The organism is Bacillus sp. 166amftsu (genome assembly GCF_900107445.1).
GTDB classification, from domain to species: domain Bacteria; phylum Bacillota; class Bacilli; order Bacillales; family Bacillaceae_G; genus Bacillus_A; species Bacillus_A arachidis.
On the sequence record NZ_FNQA01000014.1, the window covers coordinates 31,227 to 56,690 of the forward strand.

Genomic DNA, 25,464 nt, shown 5'->3' on the forward strand with positions numbered 1-25,464 from the left:
TATATCCCCCTCTCACTTTCGATCTTCATTTAATACTTGAGCAATATGTTTTACATCAATTGGATAACCATTGCGTGTTAAACGTCCTTTTATATTCATTAAGCAGCTACAATCCATCCCGATTAACAGCTCCGCACCGGTTTCCATAATATGCTTTACTTTTTCATCTACCATTTGTTCAGAGATTTCTGGCATTTTCACTGAGAATGTGCCTCCAAATCCACAACAATCATAATTATGTGGTAACGAAACAACTTCCAGCCCTTTTACACATTTTAATAATTTTTGCGGTGGTTCCTTAATCCCCATTAATCGGCTCATATGGCAAGATGTATGAACCGTTGCTTTTTTATGAAGCTCCGCACCTAAGTCTTCTTTTCCTAATACTTCAACAAGAAATTGTGTGAATTCATATGTTTTATTTGCAAGTTCAGTAGCTTTTTTCTTCCACTCTGCTTCACTTTCAGAAAATAAGCTAGCAAACTCGTGAACCATCATCGCACAAGAGCCTGATGGCGCTACAACATATTCTGAACCAGCAAAAGCCTCAATCATATGTTTAGCAGCTGTTTTTGTTTCTTTATGATAACCGCTATTATAAGCAGGCTGTCCGCAGCAGGTTTGGTCTTTAGGGAAATCAACTTCACACCCCAAATCTTCAAGAATTTCTACGACATCTTTTCCTACTTCTGGATAAAAAACATCTGCAACACAAGTGATAAATATTGACACTTTCAAATTTGACACCCCCAAATAAAGTAAAGTAGCCTGTCATAAATTGTCCTTTTACAGGCGATTTACTTTCCTACCAAATGTTGAGAGGCAAGATAAAGCAGAAAAGTAAGCTCTAGTAACATTTCAGCAAAATAATCACTTTTGTATATTATTGGTAAAAAACACAGAAAATATAAACACAAATAACAAAAAAAGTGATTGAGAGCTATCTCTCAATCACTTTTTCTTACTAAAATACGATACAATTGCAAATCCCAAAATAAACGTAATAATAGAACTTACAATCGACATACCACCGGTCGGAATCCCTGGAAACACTACTGCAATCGATCCGATAACAAGCCCGATAATTGAAGCGAATGTTGCACTTTTAAAATGCGCTATTAAGTAGCTAATTCCTTTACTACTCACAACAAACCCAACCATAACACCTGCACCAATGACTGCAATGAGCGGCAAGTTTAATGTTGTTAACGCATTAATCGCTGTTGGATATACACCGATGATTAATAAAATAAATGATCCACTAATCCCCGGAAGAAGCATAGCCATACTCGCCATCCAACCTGATAAGAATAACCCAATTGTATTTAAAATTGTTAAAGAAGTAATTGGATCTGCTGCTTTATCCGGTTTTAAAAATGCTGTTACAGCTACAAGTACCGCTGAAACAATTAGTATAACAATATGTCCTGTTTTAAATGTTTCCTTTGCATTTGCTTCCTTCATCAACATTGGTAAAATACTTAAAATTAAACCAAGGAAGAAAAACTGCGTTGGTTCATAATGATTTTCCAGTAAATACTTAATCACATGACTTAATGTTAAAAATGCCGCTGCCACACCAGTGCCAAGCGGAATCAAAAAGCCTAAATGCTTTTTCCATTCACGACTAAAGAATCCACTAAGTGCCGCAAGCAACCCTTCATAAATTCCTAATACAACAGCAATTGTTCCGCCGCTTACACCAGGAATTAAATCACTAACTCCCATACAAAAACCACGGTATATATTACGCCATTCCATACTGAATAAACTCCTCATTTCTCATAATCGTTTTTTCCGTAGATTCTAGTATAACAATAACTTTTGGTGTACTCCATGAGTAATTTAACAAATATTTTACATTTCAAACGAAAAATAAAGCAAGCTACCTTCTATGAAGATAGCTTGCTTCTCAAAAAAGACTCTTACCCTTATTATTCTGCTACAGTTTTTAATTCCTCTAGCAGCTCTTCTACGTAGTGCTGTGCACTTTGCGCCGCGATACTACCATCGCCAGTTGCTGTTACAATTTGACGAAGCATCTTTTCGCGAACATCACCAGCTGCAAAAATACCAGGAACTTTCGTCTCCATACGTTCATTTGTTTCAATATAACCATTTTCATTTGTAATGCCAAGCTCAGTAAATGGTTTTGATAGTGGTAACATGCCGATATAAATGAAAGCACCGTCTGTTTTAAACTCTTGCTCTTCACCAGTGTTCACATCTACAAGTGTTACACTACCTACTTTACCCTTCTCTTCATTGATTTCTTTTACAGTATGATTCCAAATGAAGTCCACTTTCTCATTTTGGAAAGCACGGTCTTGCAGGATTTTCTGTGCACGAAGAGCGTCACGGCGGTGAACGATTGTTACTTTTGATGCGAAGCGTGTTAAATACACACCTTCCTCAACAGCAGAGTCTCCTCCACCAACAACAACAAGCTCTTTCCCTTTAAAGAACGCGCCGTCACATACTGCACAGTATGATACACCGCGGCCGCCAAGTTCTTTTTCACCTGGTACACCGATTTTTTTATACTCCGCACCACTTGCAACGATAATAGCGCGTGTTTTATATTCTTTTTTACCAGCTACAACTGTTTTATATTCTTTACCATCAATGATTTCTTTCACATCACCATATGCATATTCAGCACCAAATTTCTTTGCATGCTCAAACATTTTATTTGATAAATCAGGTCCTAAAATAGATTCATAACCTGGATAGTTTTCTACATCTTCTGTATTTGCCATTTGTCCGCCTGGAATACCACGTTCAAGCATAAGCGTGCTTAAATTCGCACGAGATGTATACACTGCAGCTGTCATCCCAGCTGGTCCAGCACCAATAATAATGACATCATAAATTTTTTCTTCTGACACACTATTCACTCCTATTCATTCCTACCGTGATTTACCCTCATTATACTGTTAGCATCTGTTTTTTCCCAATGATTTGCCTATGCATGAGTACGCTTGACTACCTGCACATATTTTCTCACAGTTGCCACAGATACATTATATATATTTCCAAGTTCGGCCTGTGTCATTTTATTTTTCTGCTGACCGCGCACAATATATTCGATTGCCGCAGACCAACCAAACACATTCGTAAAGACCGTTCCAGATGTATATAAACGTATAAACGTACAAAACCAAAAATGCAAGCATTCTTCAATTAATTCATCTTCTTTATTTGTATAATTATATAAAGCATCCGCAACCCGAATACATTGTTCAAACGGTTGTAACTCGCTCGGAATACTCTTATGGCTATTCATTAAGAAGAAGTATTTTGCCAATTGCGAAACAATCGGCACACGATTTTTCGCCTGCATCACATCAAAGAAAAAACCAATTTTCTCAGGTGTTGTTAATTCATTCATTAAATATAGTGCTAACATTTGTTCTTCCAACGTTTCACTTTGCTGGAAAGATTTCCGTAGCTCTTCAAATAAAACATTCTGTCCCTCATCAGCTAGATTTAAAGCATTCCACGGCTCTTTCCCTTTTTTATCAGGATGTAATTCTACAACAGATTGCCACATCTTTTCCGCTGTCTGTTGATCTTTTATCATATAAGCAGAGTATGCGAACCAATAGTAAAAGCTGACATCTCCTTCATAGCCTTGGCGCTTTAATAACCTTAACCATTTATATGCCGATTCAAAGTGACCAATTGTTGCGAATGTTGTTCCTAGCTTTAATCGATGCTCAAATGATATCGGATATACTGATTCTAGTTGATTTGCTAACGATTCTGCTTGCTTGTGCTCTCCAATTGAATATAGAAAAATAAGCGTATTACATAACGCATGCATATTACCAGGATTTTTCTCTAAAATCATTTCTGTTAACTTTAATGCTTTATCTACATTTCCTAACTGAAAATGAGCAATTGCTAAATTATTATAACCCGACCAAAATTCTGGATAATCTTTCGTAACAATTTCAAGTGTAGCAATCGCTTCTTCTAATTGTCCGTTACGAATGTAACGATTCGCCTCTTCCTGCATAACAATTAGTTCATCTTCATCTTCAAGCTCTTCCGCATCCATTGATTCTTCTTCCATAATCTCAAGTAACTCTAAAGTCTCTTCCACAAATTCTTTCTCTGTAGCTATCTCTAAATATTGCTCCGCATACTTCTTTGCTTGCTGAAACAGACCAAGATATGCGTAATTATTTGCTACAAAATAATAACACTGTTCAATATCAGCTTGTGAACGGATAAGTTTCAAGAAAATTTGATTCGATTCTTGATACTCTCCCACCTCAGATAATACAGTTGCTAATTGACATAAAATAAACGGCTCTTTCTCACTTTGTGCCGCTCTACGGAAATATTTAATCGCATCTTGTAATTTATGACCTTGATAAGACCTCATCCCTTTTTTATAAAAGAAATCAGCTAATTGATTAAATGAGATAACTTGTCCGTTCTCCTTAAATATTCTTTGATTTTTCCCCATATATCCTCCAGTTTTTTGTTTTCTTCGCTCATACACTTTTCTATTTATAAGTATAAACGATTCCGTAAAAAACAAAACAGTATATTATAATCAATTATTTCCTTTTTATTCATAAAAAGAGAAGGAAAATGTTACATTTTTAACATTGACCTTCTTCTCTAGCTGCCATTTCTTCCTTCGTATAAATGATACGCATTGGATTTCCACCTACAAAAGCTCCACTTGGTACATCACGATGAACGAGCGTACCTGCTGAAACAATAGCACCGTCACCAATCTTCACACCTGGCAATACAGTTGAATTCGCTCCAATCATCACTTCATTCCCTATGATTACTTCTCCAAGACGATATTCCGTAATTAAATATTCATGAGCTAAAATCGTTGTGTTGTAGCCAATTACTGAATTCGTTCCAACTGTAATCTTTTCCGGAAACATAATATCTGGCATTACCATAAGTGCAAATGATGTTTGCTCTCCGACTTTCATTCGTAAAAATGTGCGATACAACCAATTTTTCATAGATAAAAATGGTGTATATCGTGCAATTTGAATAACAATAAAATTTTTCATTACCTTAAAAAAAGACACTGTTTTATATACATTCCATAATGAATTTGCTCCTGAAACAGGGTAGCGCGTTGTACGTCGCACTTTGCTCTCTCCCCTTATCCACTTACTCAGACAAAATAGATAATAAATCACTCATTTTATCTAATACATAATCCGGCTTATACGATTCTAAGTATTCTCTACCTTTAATCGTCCATGCAACCGCTGCTGTTTTCGTGCCTGCATTTTGTCCGCCTACTATATCATGATGGTTATCTCCAACCATTAAAGTTTCTTCTGGTTTCGCATCCAATAGTTTTAATGCTTTTTGAATAGGTTCTGGATGTGGTTTCACATGCTGTACATCATCAATTGTCACAACAACATCAAAGAACTCATTTAACTTCGAAAGCTTTAAACCCATTTCTACTGTTTGTCTTGCCTTCGTTGTTACAATTCCAATTTTATAATCTTGTTTCTTTAATTCCCGAACTGTTTCATAGACAGTTTCATATTCTTCCACTAATTCGTCATGATGGTCATGATTATACTGACGATAGCACTGAATCATCTCATCCACTTTATCCTCATCCATTGAACTAAACGTCTCATGCAAAGATGGACCGATAAATGGCAATACATCCTCACGCTTATACTGATCTGGATAGTACTTATGTAACGTGTGTAAAAAAGAAGAAATAATAAGTTCATTTGTATTTATTAATGTTCCATCTAAATCAAATAACACTGTATTTATTTTCATATGTTAAAGTCCTTTCACTGGCTAAATATGAAAGAAGCAGCATCTCATATAAGATGCTACTTTTTTCTAGTTTTCTGAATATCTTTTATCAGCTTGCCCCATTTTACGTCTCACAATAATGAAAATGATTGAAATCACAACAAGCCCGATGGACACCACTTGCGCAATGCGAAGCGGCCCTAACATTAAGCTATCCGTACGTAAGCCTTCCACAAAGAAGCGTCCTACCGAATACCAAATTAAGTACGTAAAGAATAATTCACCACGACGTAAATTCGCTTTGCGTAATAACAATAATAGAATTACCCCTGCAAAATTCCATAATGATTCATATAAGAACGTTGGATGATAATATACTCCATCAATATACATTTGATTCACTATAAACTCTGGTAAATGTAAGCTCTCTAAAAACTGTCTTGTTACTTCACCGCCGTGAGCCTCTTGGTTCATAAAGTTCCCCCAGCGTCCAATTGCTTGCCCAAGAAGAATACTTGGTGCTGCAATATCAGCTAGCTTCCAGAATGAAAGACCACGCTTTCTCGCAAAAATAATTCCTGTAATAACCGCTCCAATTAAGCCACCATGAATCGCCAAGCCACCTTGACGAATATTAATAATTTGGCGTGGGTCTTGCATATAATATTCCCACTCAAAAATAACATAGTATGCACGTGCACAAATAATTGCAATTGGTACTGCAATTAGAACAAGATCAATAAAAGTATCTTTTGGAATACCTAATCGTTCACCCTCGCGCGTAGCTAACCAAAGTCCAAGCAAAACACCTGTCCCAATAATAATCCCATACCAATAGACTGGGAATGGTCCAAGTTGAATCGCTACACGATCTAGCTGTGGTACAGAACCTAACAGCATATGTATGACCTCCCTCTTCCAAATTACTCTTGATTTCCTAGCTCAATGGCACTCATTAGACGCTCTGAAAATTGCTGAGCTGCATTGACTCCCATTCGTTTTAATCTGAAGTTCATCGCTGCTACTTCAATAATAACAGCCAAGTTTCGACCAGGACGAACTGGTAGTGTAATCTTCGTAAGTTCTGTATCTATAATTTTCATTTTCTCTTCATCAAGACCGAGGCGATCATAATTTTTCTTTTGATCCCAAATCTCAAGATTAATTACAAGTGTAATACGCTTATAGTTTCGCACCGCACCTGCACCAAATAGCGTCATGACGTTAATAATACCTAGACCACGAATTTCTAATAAATGCTCAATTAAATCTGGAGAACTTCCTACTAGCGTATCTTCATCTTCTTGACGAATTTCTACGCTATCGTCCGCCACTAAGCGATGACCACGCTTTACAAGCTCAAGTGCTGTTTCACTTTTCCCGACACCACTTTGACCTGTAATTAAAACACCAACTCCGTAAATATCTACTAATACACCGTGAACGGCAGTTGTTGGCGCTAACTTACCTTCTAAATAGTTCGTTAAGCGACTTGATAATCTTGTTGTCGTTTGTGCAGAACGCAAAAGAGGTACACCAGATTCACGTGACGCTTGCAATAATTCCTCAGGTACATCTTGACTACGAGTTACGATAATACAAGGCGTCTCTTCTGTACAAAGAGCTGTCATTCTTTCTTGCTTCTGTTCGCTTGTTAATGTATCAAAAAACGTAAGCTCTGTTTTTCCAAGAAGCTGCACACGATCTGCTGGATAATATGTAAAGAATCCTGCCATTTCGATTCCAGGTCGCGATAAATCACTTGTATCAATTGGACGATGAATCCCTTCTTCACCACTTACTAATTCCAATTGAAATTGTTCAATTAAATCTTTTGTCCTTACTTTTGGCATATGTAAACCTCCACTCCGCTGCGGGTTCAGTCTCATTTGATGTAAAATTCCATTCTAACCGATATTGTACCATTTTTTTCTGAAAACAAGAAATATGGTTTCTAGTAAATAGAAAAAAACATTTCATGAGCGTCATGAAATGTTTTTCTTTTTGTCATTTTTCTATTTCTTTTCAGCTAATGGCTCGACAATTACTTTATCAATTAGCATATTTAAAATCGAAATACAAATTGCCGCCAGAATGGCTACACCAAATCCTGATATGTTAAAAGCGTCACCTAATAAAGAATCTGTCATCTCTAACGTAATTGCATTAATTACAATTAGGAAGAAGCCAAATGTTAAAACAGTAATCGGTAACGTAATTAAAATTAATAACGGTTTTACAAACACATTTAAAATCGATAAAATAATGCTCGCGATAATCGCGGTTTGTATGTTTTCTATGTAAAATGCGTCTGGTGCAATTCCCTTCAGAAGACCTGATACTACAATTAACACAACGCTATTTACAAGAAGTGATAGAATCCATCTCATTTTCTTACACATCCTTTTGACATATATACTTAATCATACGCTAATGGATTGTAAACGCCAAGTGACCATTTAAAAAACGATACAAAACCTTTCCTTTTTAGTGGGAGAGAGCGTCCGCCCATGCATAGAAGCAGGCCCCATGACATGCGAAGACAGAAGGGGAAACTGAATAGAGGCCACCTTTGGACCTCGGAACCGTGATTTGTATGATAAAAATCGAAATGAGTTTATATAACAACTTATTCCAGCCCTTATACTTGTATACCTATTACGCTAAATCCTCTCCCAAACCAAAGCAAGGAGCCAGCCAATCGGCTTAGCTCCCTACTTCAACCTCTTTCATTTTCTCTTTCATACGAGCTGTATCACGCTGTAGAATTTCTTTTAAATACTTTCCTGTATAGGAACGCTCTTCTTTAACCACTTGTTCCGGTGTACCCGATGCAACGATTTGACCACCTTTGTCTCCACCTTCTGGACCAAGGTCAACAATGTAATCAGCTGTCTTAATTACATCTAAATTATGCTCAATTACAAGCACTGTCTCACCACTTTCAACAAGTCGCTGTAATACTTCTAGAAGGCGTGCAATATCATGTGCATGTAAACCAGTCGTTGGCTCATCTAAAATATATAACGTACGACCTGTAGAACGGCGATGTAATTCAGATGCTAATTTCACACGCTGCGCCTCACCGCCTGATAGCGTAGTAGCCGGCTGTCCTAATTTCATATATCCTAGTCCTACATCTACAAGCGTCTGTAATTTCCTTTTAATTTTCGGGATATTCGCAAAGAACTCTACCCCATCTTCAATTGTCATTCCTAATACTTCAGAAATGTTCTTATCTTTATATTTTACTTCTAACGTTTCGCGATTATAACGTTTACCGTGACATACTTCACACGGAACATATACATCCGGCAAGAAGTGCATTTCAATTTTTATAATTCCATCACCGCGGCAAGCTTCACAGCGACCACCTTTTACGTTAAAACTAAAGCGTCCCTTTTGATATCCACGTACTTTTGCTTCATTCGTTTGTGCAAACACATCACGAATATCATCGAACACACCTGTATATGTTGCTGGGTTTGAACGTGGTGTACGCCCAATTGGTGATTGATCAATATCAATAACCTTATCTAAATGCTCAAGACCTTTAATATCCTTATGTGCTCCTGGCTTACTCTTCGCCTTATATAACTTCTGCGCTAAGGATTTATATAAAACTTCATTGACCATCGTACTTTTTCCAGAACCAGATACACCAGTTACTGCAACAAATGTCCCAAGTGGGAATGACATCTTCGCATTTTTTAAGTTATTTTCTTTTGCACCAATAATCTCAACTTTACGTCCGTCCCCTTTACGTCTTTCAAGTGGAACCGGAATAAACTTCTTCCCGCTTAAATATTGACCAGTTAATGAATTTTCATCATTCATCACTTCATCTGGTGATCCGGCTGACACAACTTGCCCACCATGAATTCCTGCACCAGGGCCGATATCAATCAAGTAATCTGCTGCCATCATTGTATCTTCATCATGCTCAACAACGATTAGCGTATTTCCTAAGTCGCGCATTTCCTGTAATGTACGAATCAGACGATCATTATCACGCTGATGCAAACCAATGGAAGGTTCATCTAAAATATATAGTACGCCAGTAAGACTTGAACCGATTTGTGTCGCTAAGCGAATACGCTGTGCTTCACCACCTGATAACGTTCCTGCTGCACGGCTTAAAGTTAAATAATCAAGTCCAACATTAACTAAGAAACCTACTCGCTCTTTAATTTCACGTAAAATTAAACGAGCAATTTGTTCTTGCTTCTCAGTCAATTCAATGTTGGAAAAGAAATCATACACTTCCTGAACAGAGTACTTTGTTACATCCGCAATTGTTTTCTCGCCAACAAAAACAGCTAAGCTTTCTGGCTTCAAACGGCCCCCCTTACATTTCGGACACGTCTGCTCCGCCATGTACTTCTCCATTTGTTCGCGAATGTAATCAGAACTCGTTTCACGATAACGACGTTCGATATTTGGAATAACACCTTCAAATAAAATCTCACTTTCTTTCACTTGTCCAAAGTCATTCACATAGCGGAAATATACCTTTTCTTCGCCGCTTCCGTATAGTACTTTATCAAACAAATCTTTCGGAATATCTTTAACAGGCATATCCATATCAATTCCGTAATGATTGCACACAGATTGTAGCAATTGTGGATAATACTGCGAGCTTGTCGGTTCCCAAGGAGCAATCGCATGCCCATTTAACGATAAATCCCAGTTTGGAATCACAAGTTCTAAATCTACTTCCAGTTTCGAACCAAGTCCATCACAAGTCGGACAAGCTCCAAACGGGCTATTGAAAGAGAACATACGCGGCTCTAATTCACCGATTGAAAAACCACAATGCGGGCAAGCATGATGCTCACTAAATAAAAGTTCCTCTTCTTCAATCACATCGATTAATACACGACCTCCGCCTAGTTTCAATGCGCTTTCAAGAGAATCTGCAAGGCGGCTTGCAACCCCTTCTTTCACAACGATACGGTCAATTACGACTTCAATGGAATGCTTCTTGTTTTTATCTAACGTAATTTCTTCAGACACATCAAGCATTTCTCCATCAACACGAACGCGTACATAACCTTGTTTCTTTATATCTTCTAACACTTTCACATGCGCACCTTTACGGCCTGATATAATCGGTGCTAACACCTGTAATTTCGTACGTTCTGGATATTCAAGTACACGATCTACCATTTGTTCTACCGTTTGAGATGTAATTTCAATCCCGTGATTCGGGCAAATTGGCGTCCCAATACGCGCAAATAATAGACGTAAATAATCATAAATCTCCGTTACTGTTCCAACTGTTGAGCGCGGGTTACGGCTCGTCGTTTTTTGATCAATTGAAATCGCTGGAGATAGACCTTCAATTGTATCCACATCCGGTTTATCCATTTGTCCTAAAAACTGGCGCGCATACGCGGATAAAGACTCCACGTATCTGCGCTGCCCTTCGGCGTAAATCGTATCAAATGCTAATGATGATTTCCCTGAACCAGACAAACCTGTCACAACAACGAGCTGATTTCTCGGAATGGTTACATCAATATTTTTTAAGTTATGCGCCCTCGCACCTTTTACAACGATAAAATCTTTGCTCACTATTTTCACCCTTCCGCTTTTAATTCTAGCAGTAAATCTCTCAGCTCAGCTGCACGCTCGAAGTCTAGTGCTTTTGCGGCTTCCTTCATTTCTGCTTCCATCTTCGCAATTGTTTTTTCCCGTTCTTTCTTCGTCATTTTCTTAGCTGGCTCCGCTTCATACACTTCAGTTTCTTCTGCGGCTGTTGTTGCACGAATCACGTCGCGCACTTCTTTTTGAATCGTTTTCGGTGTAATACCATGCTCTTCATTGTAAGCTTCTTGCTTTTGACGACGACGTTTCGTCTCTTCAATCGCAATTCCCATTGATTTCGTTATGCGATCTGCATACATAATTACATGGCCATTTTCATTACGTGCTGCACGACCAATTGTTTGAATTAATGATCGTTCTGAACGTAAGAAACCTTCTTTATCCGCATCTAAAATAGCTACAAGCGATACTTCCGGAAGATCAAGTCCTTCTCGTAATAAGTTAATACCGACAAGCACATCGAATTTACCAAGGCGAAGGTCACGAATAATCTCAATTCGCTCCAGCGTCTTAATTTCAGAATGAAGATAGTTTACTTTAATCCCAACATCTTTTAAGTAATCTGTTAAATCCTCTGACATTTTCTTTGTTAATGTCGTAATTAATACGCGCTCATTTTTCGCAATCCGGTCTTGTATTTCTCCTAGTAAATCATCAATTTGCCCTTCAATTGGCCTTACATCAATTTGCGGATCTAAGAGCCCAGTTGGACGAATAATTTGCTCCACAACTTCCGGTGCATGTTCTAGTTCATATGGGCCCGGTGTTGCTGATACGTACACAACTTGATTCGTTTTCTCTTCAAACTCTTCAAACATAAGCGGTCTATTATCCATTGCTGACGGCAAACGGAATCCATGATCAACAAGTACTTGCTTACGCGCTTGGTCTCCGTTATACATCGCTCTTACTTGCGGGACTGTTACGTGTGACTCATCCATCACAATTAGGAAATCTTTAGGGAAATAATCTATTAATGTATATGGCGTTGAACCCGCTGGACGGAGCGTCAAATGACGGGAGTAGTTCTCAATCCCCGAACAAAATCCCATTTCGCGCATCATCTCTAAATCATAACGTGTTCGCTGCTCAATCCGCTGTGCTTCTAACAACTTACCGTTATCATTTAATTCTTTTAAACGTTCTTCTAATTCTTTTTCAATATTTTCAATAGCAACCTTCATTTTTTCTTCACGTGTAACGAAGTGAGACGCCGGGAAGATTGCCACATGTTCACGTTCTGCTAATACTTCACCTGTTAAAGCATTCACTTCACGGATACGATCAATCTCATCACCAAAAAACTCAATACGGATACAATGTTCATCAAGCGATGCAGGAAAAATCTCGACTACATCCCCGCGCACACGAAATGTTCCACGCTGGAAATCAATATCATTGCGGCCGTACTGCACATCAACAAGTTCACGAAGTAATTGATTGCGTTCCTTCTCCATACCAACGCGCAGAGAAACAACAAGCTCACGATATTCTTCCGGAGAACCTAAGCCGTAAATACAAGAAACACTCGCTACAATGATGACATCATCTCGTTCAAATAAAGCTGATGTTGCTGAGTGACGCAATTTATCAATCTCATCATTAATTTGTGCATCTTTCTCAATAAACGTATCGGTTTGTGGTACATACGCTTCCGGTTGATAATAATCGTAATAACTCACAAAATACTCAACAGCATTGTTTGGAAAGAAATCTTTCAGTTCACTGTACAACTGTCCTGCTAGCGTTTTATTATGAGCCATTACAAGTGTTGGCTTTTTCACTTCTTTAATAACATTCGAAATCGTAAATGTTTTTCCCGTTCCTGTCGCTCCAAGCAACACTTGATGTTTCTTACCATTATTAATCCCTGCTACCAGCTGCTTTATCGCCCTCGGCTGATCACCTTGCGGGGAATATTCTGAGACAATCTCAAATTGATGTTCCAAACAAAACCGACCTCCTCGTAAAAAATCTGTATTCCCATTTTACCACGAATGCCCATAAAAAAACCAAGAAAACGAACAGATATTCGGTAAAGTTTTCGACAATCAATATTGAGCAGCACCAACAAACCGCGAATTTTGTATGCTAAGCAAAATTCCACAAAAAAAAGCCGATTTCCTGTGTACTGTGCGCTAAGGGATAAATCGGCTTTTTGCTATTAATTTGTTTGCAGTGGTCAAAATTTTATTGTATGAAAAATCATTTATACTTTTTTAACAAATTCTGATTTTAATTTCATGGCACCAAAACCATCAATTTTACAATCAATATCATGATCTCCATCAACTAGACGGATATTCTTCACTTTTGTACCGATTTTCACAACTGATGAAGTTCCTTTTACTTTCAGGTCTTTAATAACTGTGACAGAATCACCATCGTTTAACACGTTTCCATTGGCATCTTTAACAACTTTTGTATCCTCATTGTTTTCCGCCCCTGACTCTAAATCCCATTCATGGGCACACTCTGGACAAACAAAAAGATTTCTATCTTCATAAGTGTATTCTGAATTACATTTTGGGCAATTTGGTAAATTAGACATATTTTTATTTCCTCCATTTTAAGCTTTTATAAAATCATTAAAAGCGTAGATCAACTAAACTTTTTATAGAATGCATTTAAAAATCCAATGCATTGGTTTTATTATTTATTACATTAGCTTGCTGAGAAAGTTGGGCACATTCATGAAAAGCAAAATGCTTACATCCTGTACATTTTTTCGTATTCAAATGTTCTAGAGCGCGGTTAATCGCTTCTCCTGTGTGATCAAAAAAGTGTTCTTCCCCGATTTCGTTGTACAATCCATTCTTATCTAGAGTTGCTTTTAACTCAGATTGAATTCCTGAGATGAGAAGTACGCCACCTTGTTTTTTAAAATGCTGAATAATATTTCTAAAGTATGCTTCTCCTGTTGTATCGATAAAAGGAACTTTTCCCATACGTAAAATTAAAACTTTTGGCTTATAATGAATAGTCCCTAAAATGTTTTGTTCAAATGTTTGAGCAGCACCAAAAAACAGTGGGCCCTCTATTGTGTAAATACTAATTTGTGGACAATCATGTGCCTTATTTACCACATGTGGTAATAATTTTTCATTCTTTTTTGTATGATCAGGAAGCACTTTAGATATGACAAGCATATTACTCATACGTTTTGTAAACAAAATAACAGCTAAAATAAGGCCGACTTCCACAGCTGTTGTCAAACTAGTAAATACAGTAAGCAAGAATGTTACGAGCAATACAAGAGAATCCCCTGTCTTCATCTTAAGTATGTGAACAAAATGTTTTTGTTCACTCATATTCCAAGCTACTACCATTAAAATAGGAGCCATACTAGCAAGTGGAATATGTGAGGCATATGGCGCTAACAGTAGAAGTGTGGATAACACAAATATCCCATGAATAACACCTGACATCGGAGATACAGCCCCACTTTTAATATTAGTTGCCGTGCGGGCAATCGCCCCTGTTGCTGGAATCCCTCCAAATAATGATGTAACAACATTGGCAACTCCTTGACCAATAAGTTCTTTGTTACTGTTGTGTTTACTATTTGTCATACCATCTGCCACGACAGCAGATAAAAGGGATTCAATACCACCCAACATAGCGATAACAAATGCAGGGCCAATTAACTGTTTTATGCGCTCTAACGTGATTTCTGGTATATCAAACTGAGGAAGTGTGTTTGGAATCGTACCATACGCTGTACCAATGGTAGGTACATGACCTGAAAAAAATACAGCAGCAATTATAGTTGAAATAGCAACACCTACTAATGAACCAGGTACTTTGGGCAGAATCTTTGGTGTTATCAATATAACCAAAAGGCAAATCAGAGCAGTTATAATACTATAAAAATTAATGGTATCAATATGGATAAAGATTTCATTTAGGTTTGCTATAAATGCCTCATGCTTTTTTATACCTACTAAACCTAAAAAACTAGCAATTTGTCCCGTAAAGATACTAACAGCAATACCTGATGTAAAACCAATTGTTACAGGGCGCGGGATAAATTTAATTAAAGATCCTAGTTTAAAAATTCCCATAAGGCATAAGATAATTCCGGCTAATAAACCGGCCAGTAGTAAATTTTCATACCCATAGGTAATTACAATCCCTAAAAGAATTGGAACAAAAGCACCTGTAGGCCCTCCAATTTGATACTTTGAACCACCAAATAACGAAATGAGTATCCCGGCAATACATGTTGTATAGATTCCATACTCCGGCTTAACGCCAGAAGCTATGGCAAAAGACATAGCAAGTGGAATCGCGACGACTCCGACAATCATTCCAGAAAGAAGATCTTTTTGAAAATGTCCTAATGAATATCCTTCAAACCTTCCTGTAAATAACCCTTTCATTACAAAACCTTCTTTTCTATTTTTAATAAATCTTGCTTCTTTTCTCCTGAAAGAATATTTTCTTGTGATAAATTTGTATTACAAATACATTTAAAAGCTCTCTACCCCGTTACAAAAGAGTATCATCCTAATATTGGTTATACGTTTTGCTTAAATGTCGTTCTAATTTGCCTATATCTCCGCCTTCTTGTACGTAGGATTCTAATCTTTCTGCTAAAAGTAATCCATTTCGACTCTCTAGCTTTTTCATATCTATAAACGATGTAATTCTTACTGTATCTGGTGTAATATCCCTACGAAACATTTGTCCTGGAATTTCACTCCAAAAACGATTCCATTCATCTAGTAATCCTATTTGGTCAAACAAAAAGCACTGAATTCCGCATAACCAGGCTGTACAAGCTGTATTTCTTTTTTGACATCCAACTCCATCTTGTAAATGTTGACATGAAAAACAACAAGAGTTTCCACTTTTAATACAAATGCTACAAACGTGATAAGCTCCTATTGAGCGAAATATCTCCATTCCATGTTGAATGATATCTTCTTTCTTAACTTCAATGCTCAACCTAGTCCTCCTTACCGATCGATTCACGCTCTGTTACATCTAGTTCCTCTAACATTGAAATTGTATCGATTAAATGGTTGTTAAAAATTCGCTTTGCAACTACCAGTAAATCCACAATCATAGGATCTCGTAAAGAATATAAAACTCGTTTCCCATCTTTGGTACCAACAACAATATTCTTTGAACGTAGTACGCTTAATTGTTGAGAAACAGCTGAACCCTCCTTATTAAGAATAGCTTGAATTTCATTTACACTTTTTTCACCCTCTGACAATAATTCTAAAATACCTATTCGCAAAGGATGTGCTAAGGCTTTAAAGAAGTCAGCTTTAAATTGTTGCATTTCGTTTCCCATTCAAATACCTCCATTACTTACCCTTAATTTGAAAAAGCACCATATTACATCTTCAAATATTTGAATATGTAATATGGTACTCCTAAAACTTCGAATTTTCAATACAATTTTTGAAAGATTAAACCAGCATCAAAAACGACGGAATTTGAACAGTAGCTCATTTACGCATCCACAAACAAAGCCTTGTGAGTCTTTTACTCAGCTAAAAAATGAAATTAAGAGATATATGACATACTACAATCATTATCCATATCAATTGAATATAAAGAAGATGACTTCTGTTGATACAGAACTCACCTTTTTTCAAACTTATCTAAGTTGGTCACTCCGCTCATTTTGGCTTTATACACTCGTTCAACACGAAATTAGCGAGCAAAAACAACTAGAATACAGAAAAGGTAGAATTTTCTAAAAAATATATGTTTACAAAGTTATTTTTTCACATTAGAATACGAACTACAAGGATTCGACATTATGCGACAAAACGAATTTATTTTTCTGAATTTTTAAACAAAAGGAGATGAGGAAACTATATGAATCTATTTCGAAAAAAATCCATTTCAGCATTATTAGCGCAGTCAGAACAAAAAGGAGCATCTTTAAAGAAGGAGCTCGGCGCATTTGACCTTACTATGCTTGGGGTCGGCGCTATTATCGGAACTGGGATTTTTGTTCTTACCGGCGTTGCCGCAGCAGAACATGCGGGACCAGCACTTATTTTATCGTTTATTTTTTCCGGTTTAGCCTGTGTATTTGCAGCATTATGTTATTCTGAATTTGCATCAACTGTACCGGTATCTGGTAGTGCATACACTTATAGCTATGCGACATTTGGAGAGTTAATCGCTTGGATTTTAGGATGGGATTTAATTTTAGAATACGGATTGGCTTCGTCAGCTGTTGCATCAGGCTGGTCGGGTTATTTCCAAGGGCTATTGAGCGGATTCGGGATTACATTACCTACCGCTTTAACAAGCGCATATAATCCTGAAGCGGGAACATATGTAGATTTACCTGCAATCTGTATCATCTTTCTTATGACATTGTTATTAACAAGAGGTGCCAAAAAATCAGCTCGTTTTAATGCTATCATGGTAGCTATCAAACTCTTTGTTGTTTTACTCTTTATCGGTGTTGGCGCCTTCTATGTAAAACCTGAAAACTGGACGCCATTTATGCCGTTCGGCTTCTCTGGCGTAACAACTGGAGCTGCAACTGTATTCTTTGCTTACATCGGATTTGACGCTGTATCAACAGCTGCTGAAGAAGTCAAAAATCCACAGCGTAACATGCCAATCGGTATTATTGCTTCTTTAACAATCTGTACAATTTTATATATCGTTGTTTCATTAATTCTAACTGGAATTGTGCCTTACGATCAGTTAGGTGTGAAAAACCCTGTTGCATTTGCACTACAATACATTCAACAAGATTGGGTTGCTGGTTTCATTTCTTTAGGAGCCATTACTGGCATTACAACTGTATTACTCGTTATGTTATATGGACAAACACGTTTATTTTACGCAATTAGTCGCGATGGCTTACTACCAAAAGCACTTTCTCGCGTGAACAAAAAAACAAAAACACCCGTTATCAATAGTTGGATCACTGCAACTATGGTTGCTTTCTTCGCTGGTTTCGTTCCTTTAAATAAACTAGCAGAATTAACGAATATCGGTACACTATTCGCATTCATCGTTGTATCGATTGGAGTAATCATCTTACGCAAAAAACAACCAGATCTACCTCGCGCTTTTAAAGTGCCATTCGTACCATGGATCCCTGCTTTAGCCGTTTTATTCTGTGGATATTTAGCATTGCAACTCCCAATAACAACATGGATCGGCTTTGTTATCTGGCTTGTAATCGGACTTGTTGTCTATTTCAGTTACGGTTATAAAAATAGCACTCTTCGAAATGAACAAAAAGAAGACGTTGCTTAAAAAAGAAGCTGTTGTCCTAATTAGGATGACAGCTTCTTTTCTTCTTTCGGAAAGATAACATATGAAAATGTAATGATCGTATCCGCTAAAAATACAACGCTCCATACTTGACTCACCCGACTTGCCGCCTCATTTAACACAATGCCTTTTTCAAGCCAATCTCCCCACTGTTCAATCGGCACGAACCCATACATAAAGAAAAATACAATGTGAATAATGATAAATAAAAGAAGATGTAAACTCCATTGTCCAATCTCCCGCTTTGTATAAGCCCAGCCTGTTAGCTCTAACGGTTCTTCTATATGCGAAAGTGGTTCATTCCGCCATTTGGCAACAAGTTTCTGCATACGTATATCTAGTTTCTTTAAATCTTTTTTCCCATAAAAGAGTGCATATAGTAGTATCACTACCGTAATGATTTGAAAGTTAGAAAACTTACCTGTTTGATAATAATCAATGGCACCTAGAGCTAAAATAAATACTTCATTAAGCAACAATACAATCCCGACAATGAAACTGGCTTTCTTGAATCGCAATCCGTAACGTAGTAAAAAAAATCCAATAGCTGATACCCAAAATACAATTTCTGCACCGATTAAGAAATACCAACGATATTCTGTAAGTATACTCATTTCCGACGCTCCCTCTCATCATATATACGAAAAGCCTCATCCATATACGCTAGAAGCTCCTCTTCAATTGGATACATATTCATCTTTTGTGAATCTTCTTTTGATTTTCTTACTTCCCACAATTTATCTAGAAATGCCTCATCACCGTTTGCCATCTCTATACATTTCGCCATTAACCTTTTTGTAGCCTCTTGTACTTCATCATGAGATGTATCTTTACCTTCTGTCATAAAGCTACGTAACTGCTTCAATATATCCACCCATTCTCGAACATTCTCATCTTCCTCGCTCATATTTGGCAAATTGCGAAGAAGTTTTTGCTCCTCATCTGAAAATATTTGTTTTTGAAACATTTCGCGTATACGAGGAGACTGCTGTGAAAGTTGAATAAGTTCAAACATAATTTTCCAGTTTAATTCTCCTTCAAGTTCCGCTGAATACACAACCGCCTGTAAAATCCGTTCCATCCGAGTGAATTTTTTCTGCTCTTCCTGCACAAACTTAAGCTGCTTTTCTAATGATTCTTTTAAGCTGAATCCACCTGTCACTAACATATTCGTAATCTCTTTCAATGAGAAACCTATTTCTTTTAGAAATAAAATTTGCTGTAAGCGAATAACGTCCGTTTCACTATATAAACGGTGTCCCCCTTCCGTTTTTCCGCTCGGTCTTAGCAAATCAATTTGATCATAATAACGAAGCGTTCTTACTGTAACTCCCGTTTCCTTTGTAAGCTCTTGAATCGAAATCATTTCCATCACCCTTTCCTCTTTCATTGTAAAAGATGACGTAACGTAACTTTCAAGTGTTTTTGTAAAAAAATTCAAAAAAGCTGTGTACATTCTTCATGTACACAGCTTTTACAGAAATAATATTTTATAAAAAGGAAACATATGAACTATATCTCCTTCTGTTACATTACATAAACCCTAACGCATATACAAGAATATAACCAAGAATCGATAGGCAAACAGATCCTATCAACCCAGCTACAAATGCTTTACTTCCTAATTTACGGAACGTCGTAAATTCTACATTTAAACCAAGCCCCGCCATTGCCATCGCAATAAGCATGTACGCGAGGACAACAATATAACCTGCAACAAACTCCGGTATAATTCCTAACGAATGAACCGCGCTCATTGCTAAAAAACCAAAAATAAACCACGGGATTGGGAGGTCACGCAATGAACTCTTTTGTCCTTTTCCTTCGCTGCGATTAAACCATAAGCCAATTAAGATGGCCACTGGTACCAGCATAGCAACACGTGTTAACTTCACAATTACCGCAATATCAACAGACGTACTTCCGCCTGGCGCAGCCGCGGCGATGACATGCGCAATTTCATGCAACGTCGCCCCAGAAAATACACCATAGCCATAAGGAGATAAGCCCAGAACCGGATACAATATAGTATAAATGAGTGTGAAAATCGTACCTAAAATAGCAATAATAGCCGCACCGACTGCTGTTTCATCATCCTTTGCTTTCACTTGAGGTGCAATTGCCACGACTGCAGCCGCGCCGCAAATCGCTGTCCCGCACGCTGTTAAAATCCCAAGTTTCTTATCGACTTTAAAAACACGTGTTAGCGTATATACAACAACAATTGTAAAGGCAATGACAATCCCCGCAATAACTAGCACCTTTGGCCCCGCCTTTGCAATATCAACTAAATTCAAACGCATCCCTAGTAAAATGATCCCGAACCGAAGTAACTTCTTACTAGCAAAATTCGTTCCTGCTACCGCTTCATAGGGTATGCTAATAGTTGCTCTCCAAATCATACCGAGCAGAATAGCAATAACCAATTGGCCCATAATATTTAAAAATGGAAGCTCTGCTAAAAATTTCGCAGCAATCGCAATTAACAGCGTAATCCCAATCCCTTGTGAAAAACCGAGACGCTTCTTTTTTTGCATAACCAGTGTTTGTTCCACTTTGTACCACTCCAATAATCGTATTGAAACATGCATGTTCGTTATATTTACATTATAGAAGATTTTCAATGATAAGTTTAATACCAATATCCAATCTCAATCATTAAGAAAACTTATGATAAACTAAAAATGCGGAAGCGGCTCGCTCAGAATGTGAGGGGGATGGAGCTTCTGACAGAGAGGCGCTTTTTGACTCGCAGGAAGATGCGAAGCCACCGACCATTCTTGCCGCTATAGCTAGACATAACCAACATACACAGTACAGTCGAATTCAAAGTAAAGGAGTAAACACAATGAATGTTGATATTTTAAAAATATTTGTGACTGTTGTAGAACAAAAGCATTTCTCTCGTGCCGCAGAACTACTTAACCTTTCACAACCTGGCGTCAGCATGCATATTCGTAATTTAGAAAACGAATTTGGTACGACGCTTATTCAGCGTTCCCCAAAACATGTCCAAGTGACAGAAGCTGGTAACATTTTATACATTCACGCAAAGCAAATGTTATCTCTTTATGAAGAGGCAAAACAAGAAATTAACGAACTACATAACGTTGTCACAGGAACGCTGCGCATCGGTGCAAGTTTTACAATCGGTGAATACTTACTTCCAAAAATATTGGCGCGTTACGCCAATGAAAATCCACGCGTGGAAGTACATACATTCATCTCCAATACAGAAGAAGTTCTCCAAAGTATTCGTTCCAATCAAATTGATATAGGCTTAGTAGAGGGACAAGTCATATACACCGATATCAATGTAGAGACCTTTATGGAAGATGAAATGAAACTTGTTGTTCCGCCTAATCATTCTCTTCTAAATACCAGAATAATAAATGAAGATTCCTTACAAGACCAAGTATGGGTACTTAGAGAAAGTGGATCTGGAACACGCGCCTATAGCGATCGCTTTATCCATCAGCACCATTTAAAAATGAAACGCTTCTTTACATTCAGCAGCATTCAAAGTGTAAAAGAAGCCGTTGCCGCGGGGCTTGGCATCGCAATTCTTTCCGACTGGACTGTGAGAAAAGAATTACAAGCAGGAGAACTTTGTCCAATCGAAGTTCCAAATGAAAAACTCATCCGCCCTTTCTCTATCGTGCGTGGCAAATACTTTATCCCCTCTAAAGCGATTCAAGTCTTCTTAGACCATGTTCAATCATTTGCAAAAAAACAGAGTTGACCTTCGCATTAGTGTGAAGGTTTACAATCTGTATGAAAAGAGTAAAAAACATTGCGGATTGGAGAATTATCAAAACAAACATATACCAGTGAACGTTCACTTAGACATTATGAAGAAAAAGGATGATTACCTTCTAAACGACTTCCGAATAGTTATCGTGACTTTGATCAGAGTGCTATCCAAAAGGTTGAACTCATTCAAATGCATTTACAGTTTGACTTAAATTTAGAAGAGACTACAAGAATGCTACGCTGCTTAGAAATCGAGCCGCAACTGTACGAAACTCCAGAAGGAATCACTCTAATGTCTTCCCTATATATCGACGAGGCCTTTGCCATTTCCCAAGAAATATCGATGATTCGACATGCTAGGGTGCCCTAAATATATCAGCGTTTCTACAATATAAGACATTTGTAAACACAAAAAAGCCGTGCAATGAGCACGACTTCTTTCTTTATATGCTATATACGGACAGCAGTTCCACTTACTGCAACCATTAGCATCCCTTCACGAACTACTTCATAATCCACGTCAATACCTACAATCGCATTTGCACCTTTTTGCTTCGCAAGAGATTTCATCTCTTCCATCGCAATGTCACGTGCTTCTTTTAGTTTACTTTCGTATGCACCAGAACGGCCACCGACAACGTCACGAACAGAAGCAAATAAGTCGCGGACGATATTTGCACCCATAATTGCTTCACCATTAACAATGTCAATATACTCAATAATTTCTTTCCCTTGAATAGTAGAAGTTGTTGTTACGATCATAATATATCTCCTCCTATGTATATAAGTTTATCAATGTTACATAAGCCTTAACTTGCGCAATGCTTTCCGTTAATATAATACGCTGACTCTGTGAAAACCGTAAACACAATCTCTACTTCAGGAAGTCCAAAACCCATTAAATATGTAGTAATGGCATTGGCAAATCGATTACGAATTTCCTGTCCACGCTCGAACCATTTTACTTCAATAAGAGGGAATGCCTCTATTTCTTCCCCATTGTATACAAATGTAGAACTTGGAAGTTCCAACGTAAAATTATCCGTACCACACTCACAAATCTCTGCGAGCTCTTCTACTAATGGTTTACTTATACTCTTTAATTGCTCAGTAGTAATTCCACGAAATACAATATGCGGCAAAAAAATCCCTCCGTTACATGGCTTTATTCTATATTTCTCCATATCATAGCACAATGTATTTCGTTGTACCAGAAATCTATCGGCTCTCCTAATTTCCCCAACTCTTCCGTCTTAATTCCTACAATTGCAGGTTTTTATCCCGCTATTCATGGGCAGTACGATTCCCACTGACGGAAGTTTCACTTTATTTCTTTCTCATTACGCCAACTTCAAAATAACTACACTACATTGTATTAATGATTTCATGCTCTTCTTTTGATTTTCTATAATCTTCATCTTAAAATAATTTAAAAGATTTATTCTTACTTTCTTACACATACTTAAAAGTAGGAGACTTCTTTCGAATTATGTTAAAATCTTCTGTGATAGTATTTATACATTGATAAAGGTGAGGGTACCCAGTGAACAAGAATGACAATACACACTGCACGATGGTTATATTTGGAGCAACAGGCGATTTAGCAAAGAGAAAATTATTCCCTTCTATATATAGCCTATATAAAAAAGGACATCTCTCTAAAAATTTCGCTGTTGTTGGTGTGGCGAGACGTGAATGGAGCAATGATGTATTTCGTGAAAATGTATCTTCCTCTATTCAAGAATCAAAAATTAAACCAGGGGATGATTTAGAAGAATTTTTAACTCATTTCCACTACTTAGCGTTTGATGTTACGAATACTGCTTCATACCAAGATTTAAACACGTTACTTATTAACCTAGAAGAACAATTCAATATTCCAGGAAACAGAATGTTTTATATGGCGATGGCTCCTGAATTTTTCGGAACAATCGCTTCTTACTTGAAATCAGAAGGTGTGACAAACTCAAACGGTTGGAATCGATTGATTATTGAAAAGCCTTTTGGAAATGACTTTTCATCTGCACAAATATTAAACGACAAACTTCGTCAAGCATTTACGGAAGACGAGATTTATCGTATTGACCATTATCTAGGAAAAGAAATGGTTCAAAATATTGGTGTCATTCGTTTTGCAAATGCAATATTTGAATCACTATGGAACAATAAGTACATCTCTAATATTCAAGTTACATCCAGTGAATCTTTAGGTGTAGAGGACCGCGGAGGTTATTATGACCATTCTGGTGCTTTAAGAGATATGGTACAAAACCATATGTTACAAATGGTTGCGTTACTGGCGATGGAACCACCAATTCGCTTAACAACAGAAGAAATCCGAAGCGAAAAAATTAAAGTATTGCGTGCACTTCGACCGATAACAGTAGAAGAAGTTGATCAATATTTTGTAAGAAGTCAGTATGGACCAGGAACAATCAATGGAAAAGAAGTTCCTGGGTACAGAAGCGAAAGTAAAGTGGATCCAAACTCAAGAACAGAAACATTTGTAGCAGGTAAATTATTAATAGATAATTTCCGCTGGGCAGGTGTGCCGTTCTACATTCGTACAGGGAAACGCATGCAAGAAAAATCAACAAAAATTGTCATTCAGTTTAAAGAATTGCCAATGAATTTATATTCTAAATCAGAAAACAACGTTCAGCCAAACCTGCTTATTATTCATATTCAGCCGGATGAAGGGATTTCTCTTGTTTTAAATGGTAAAAAAATTGGTACTTCTGAAAGAACAACACCATTTAAGCTTGATTACTGCAATGACTGCGTAGACGGAGTAAATACACCGGAAGCTTACGAGAAACTTCTATATGATGCAATTCAAGGCGATTCAACAAACTTCACTCACTGGGATGAAGTAGCATTGTCATGGAAATTTGTTGATGTTATTTCTAAAGCATGGCAACAGGATGTATCAACAGATTTACTTACTTACGAATCAGGCTCAATGGGACCACAAGCTTCTGATGATTTACTTGCGGAAAATAGCTTCCAATGGTGGCCTATTTCAGATGATAGTGACTACTCAATCTAAGCAAAGGGGAATTC

Annotated in this window: 23 protein-coding genes and 2 pseudogenes; 5 read left to right on the forward strand and 20 right to left on the reverse strand. The window is 37.4% G+C overall.

The window, feature by feature from the left end; translation table 11 throughout:
- Positions 1-12: 12 nt before the first annotated feature.
- The 15 genes from BLV40_RS21540 to BLV40_RS21610 all read right to left on the reverse strand — a co-directional run bounded on the left by BLV40_RS21540 (position 13) and on the right by BLV40_RS21610 (position 16,687).
- Positions 13-738: a (Fe-S)-binding protein gene (locus tag BLV40_RS21540; RefSeq protein ID WP_026594073.1), complete on the reverse strand. Its 726-nt coding sequence runs from the start codon at positions 736-738 to the stop codon at positions 13-15.
- A 213-nt stretch (positions 739-951) separates the two neighbouring features.
- Positions 952-1,761 (reverse strand): DUF368 domain-containing protein, encoded by an 810-nt coding sequence (locus BLV40_RS21545; RefSeq protein WP_090693733.1) that lies wholly within the window; start codon positions 1,759-1,761, stop codon positions 952-954.
- Positions 1,762-1,934: 173 nt separating this feature from the next.
- Entirely contained in the window at positions 1,935-2,888 is a 954-nt protein-coding gene (trxB, locus tag BLV40_RS21550; protein WP_139265593.1) for a thioredoxin-disulfide reductase, read from the reverse strand.
- 77 nt (positions 2,889-2,965) lie between these two features.
- The gene (locus BLV40_RS21555) at positions 2,966-4,477 is read right to left on the reverse strand and encodes a tetratricopeptide repeat protein (protein ID WP_026594070.1); all 1,512 of its coding nucleotides are present in this window, start codon (positions 4,475-4,477) and stop codon (positions 2,966-2,968) included.
- A 139-nt stretch (positions 4,478-4,616) separates the two neighbouring features.
- Positions 4,617-5,132, reverse strand: coding sequence for an acyltransferase (locus BLV40_RS21560; protein ID WP_090693744.1), 516 nt, complete (start codon positions 5,130-5,132; stop codon positions 4,617-4,619).
- A 22-nt stretch (positions 5,133-5,154) separates the two neighbouring features.
- A complete protein-coding gene (ppaX, locus tag BLV40_RS21565) occupies positions 5,155-5,793 on the reverse strand; it encodes a pyrophosphatase PpaX (protein ID WP_026594068.1) in 639 nt (212 codons plus the stop codon).
- 66 nt (positions 5,794-5,859) lie between these two features.
- The gene (gene lgt, locus BLV40_RS21570; protein ID WP_090693748.1) at positions 5,860-6,672 is read right to left on the reverse strand and encodes a prolipoprotein diacylglyceryl transferase; all 813 of its coding nucleotides are present in this window, start codon (positions 6,670-6,672) and stop codon (positions 5,860-5,862) included.
- Between the two features lie 23 nt (positions 6,673-6,695).
- On the reverse strand, positions 6,696-7,625 hold the full coding sequence (gene hprK / locus BLV40_RS21575) for an HPr(Ser) kinase/phosphatase (protein ID WP_035415741.1): 930 nt from the start codon (positions 7,623-7,625) through the stop codon (positions 6,696-6,698).
- Between the two features lie 162 nt (positions 7,626-7,787).
- On the reverse strand, positions 7,788-8,162 hold the full coding sequence (locus BLV40_RS21580) for a phage holin family protein (protein WP_026594065.1): 375 nt from the start codon (positions 8,160-8,162) through the stop codon (positions 7,788-7,790).
- Between the two features lie 316 nt (positions 8,163-8,478).
- Entirely contained in the window at positions 8,479-11,349 is a 2,871-nt protein-coding gene (gene uvrA / locus BLV40_RS21585) for an excinuclease ABC subunit UvrA (RefSeq protein ID WP_090693752.1), read from the reverse strand.
- A 5-nt stretch (positions 11,350-11,354) separates the two neighbouring features.
- The gene (uvrB, locus tag BLV40_RS21590; protein ID WP_090693754.1) at positions 11,355-13,331 is read right to left on the reverse strand and encodes an excinuclease ABC subunit B; all 1,977 of its coding nucleotides are present in this window, start codon (positions 13,329-13,331) and stop codon (positions 11,355-11,357) included.
- A gap of 260 nt (positions 13,332-13,591) precedes the next feature.
- Positions 13,592-13,933: a zinc ribbon domain-containing protein YjdM gene (locus BLV40_RS21595; RefSeq protein ID WP_026594062.1), complete on the reverse strand. Its 342-nt coding sequence runs from the start codon at positions 13,931-13,933 to the stop codon at positions 13,592-13,594.
- Between the two features lie 76 nt (positions 13,934-14,009).
- Complete coding sequence (sulP, locus tag BLV40_RS21600) at positions 14,010-15,764, reverse strand: SulP family inorganic anion transporter (RefSeq protein ID WP_090693757.1); 1,755 nt, start codon at positions 15,762-15,764, stop codon at positions 14,010-14,012.
- Positions 15,765-15,891: 127 nt separating this feature from the next.
- The gene (locus BLV40_RS21605; RefSeq protein WP_026594060.1) at positions 15,892-16,332 is read right to left on the reverse strand and encodes a hypothetical protein; all 441 of its coding nucleotides are present in this window, start codon (positions 16,330-16,332) and stop codon (positions 15,892-15,894) included.
- A 1-nt stretch (position 16,333) separates the two neighbouring features.
- Complete coding sequence (locus tag BLV40_RS21610; protein ID WP_090693760.1) at positions 16,334-16,687, reverse strand: ArsR/SmtB family transcription factor; 354 nt, start codon at positions 16,685-16,687, stop codon at positions 16,334-16,336.
- 178 nt (positions 16,688-16,865) lie between these two features.
- On the opposite strand from BLV40_RS21610, the pseudogene BLV40_RS29830 reads away from it, so the two are divergent.
- Both BLV40_RS29830 and BLV40_RS21620 read left to right on the forward strand, forming a co-directional pair.
- A pseudogene (locus tag BLV40_RS29830) lies at positions 16,866-16,970 on the forward strand (IS3 family transposase); the annotation flags it as partial.
- Positions 16,971-17,220: 250 nt separating this feature from the next.
- The gene (locus BLV40_RS21620) at positions 17,221-18,630 is read left to right on the forward strand and encodes a branched-chain amino acid transporter BcaP (RefSeq protein WP_026594058.1); all 1,410 of its coding nucleotides are present in this window, start codon (positions 17,221-17,223) and stop codon (positions 18,628-18,630) included.
- Positions 18,631-18,650: 20 nt separating this feature from the next.
- On the opposite strand, the gene BLV40_RS21625 is transcribed toward BLV40_RS21620, so the two are convergent.
- From BLV40_RS21625 to BLV40_RS21635, 3 genes are all read right to left on the reverse strand, one after another.
- Positions 18,651-19,262, reverse strand: coding sequence for a hypothetical protein (locus BLV40_RS21625; RefSeq protein WP_090693766.1), 612 nt, complete (start codon positions 19,260-19,262; stop codon positions 18,651-18,653).
- Complete coding sequence (locus tag BLV40_RS21630; RefSeq protein ID WP_139265594.1) at positions 19,259-20,020, reverse strand: MerR family transcriptional regulator; 762 nt, start codon at positions 20,018-20,020, stop codon at positions 19,259-19,261. The genes BLV40_RS21625 and BLV40_RS21630 overlap by 4 nt, the downstream gene beginning before the upstream one ends.
- A gap of 160 nt (positions 20,021-20,180) precedes the next feature.
- Complete coding sequence (locus BLV40_RS21635) at positions 20,181-21,203, reverse strand: YeiH family protein (protein ID WP_026594055.1); 1,023 nt, start codon at positions 21,201-21,203, stop codon at positions 20,181-20,183.
- A 293-nt stretch (positions 21,204-21,496) separates the two neighbouring features.
- Between BLV40_RS21635 and BLV40_RS21640 the strand changes: the two genes are divergently transcribed.
- The gene (locus tag BLV40_RS21640) at positions 21,497-22,390 is read left to right on the forward strand and encodes a LysR family transcriptional regulator (protein WP_090693772.1); all 894 of its coding nucleotides are present in this window, start codon (positions 21,497-21,499) and stop codon (positions 22,388-22,390) included.
- A 51-nt stretch (positions 22,391-22,441) separates the two neighbouring features.
- Positions 22,442-22,771, forward strand: a pseudogene (locus BLV40_RS29460) (MerR family transcriptional regulator).
- An 80-nt stretch (positions 22,772-22,851) separates the two neighbouring features.
- Here the strand turns inward: BLV40_RS29460 and BLV40_RS21650 are convergent.
- The gene (locus tag BLV40_RS21650) at positions 22,852-23,163 is read right to left on the reverse strand and encodes a heavy metal-binding domain-containing protein (RefSeq protein ID WP_000637524.1); all 312 of its coding nucleotides are present in this window, start codon (positions 23,161-23,163) and stop codon (positions 22,852-22,854) included.
- Between the two features lie 47 nt (positions 23,164-23,210).
- Positions 23,211-23,543: a DUF1904 family protein gene (locus BLV40_RS21655; RefSeq protein WP_090693775.1), complete on the reverse strand. Its 333-nt coding sequence runs from the start codon at positions 23,541-23,543 to the stop codon at positions 23,211-23,213.
- A 431-nt stretch (positions 23,544-23,974) separates the two neighbouring features.
- Between BLV40_RS21655 and zwf the strand changes: the two genes are divergently transcribed.
- Positions 23,975-25,450 (forward strand): glucose-6-phosphate dehydrogenase, encoded by a 1,476-nt coding sequence (gene zwf / locus BLV40_RS21660; protein ID WP_244525439.1) that lies wholly within the window; start codon positions 23,975-23,977, stop codon positions 25,448-25,450.
- The last annotated feature ends 14 nt before the right edge of the window (positions 25,451-25,464 follow it).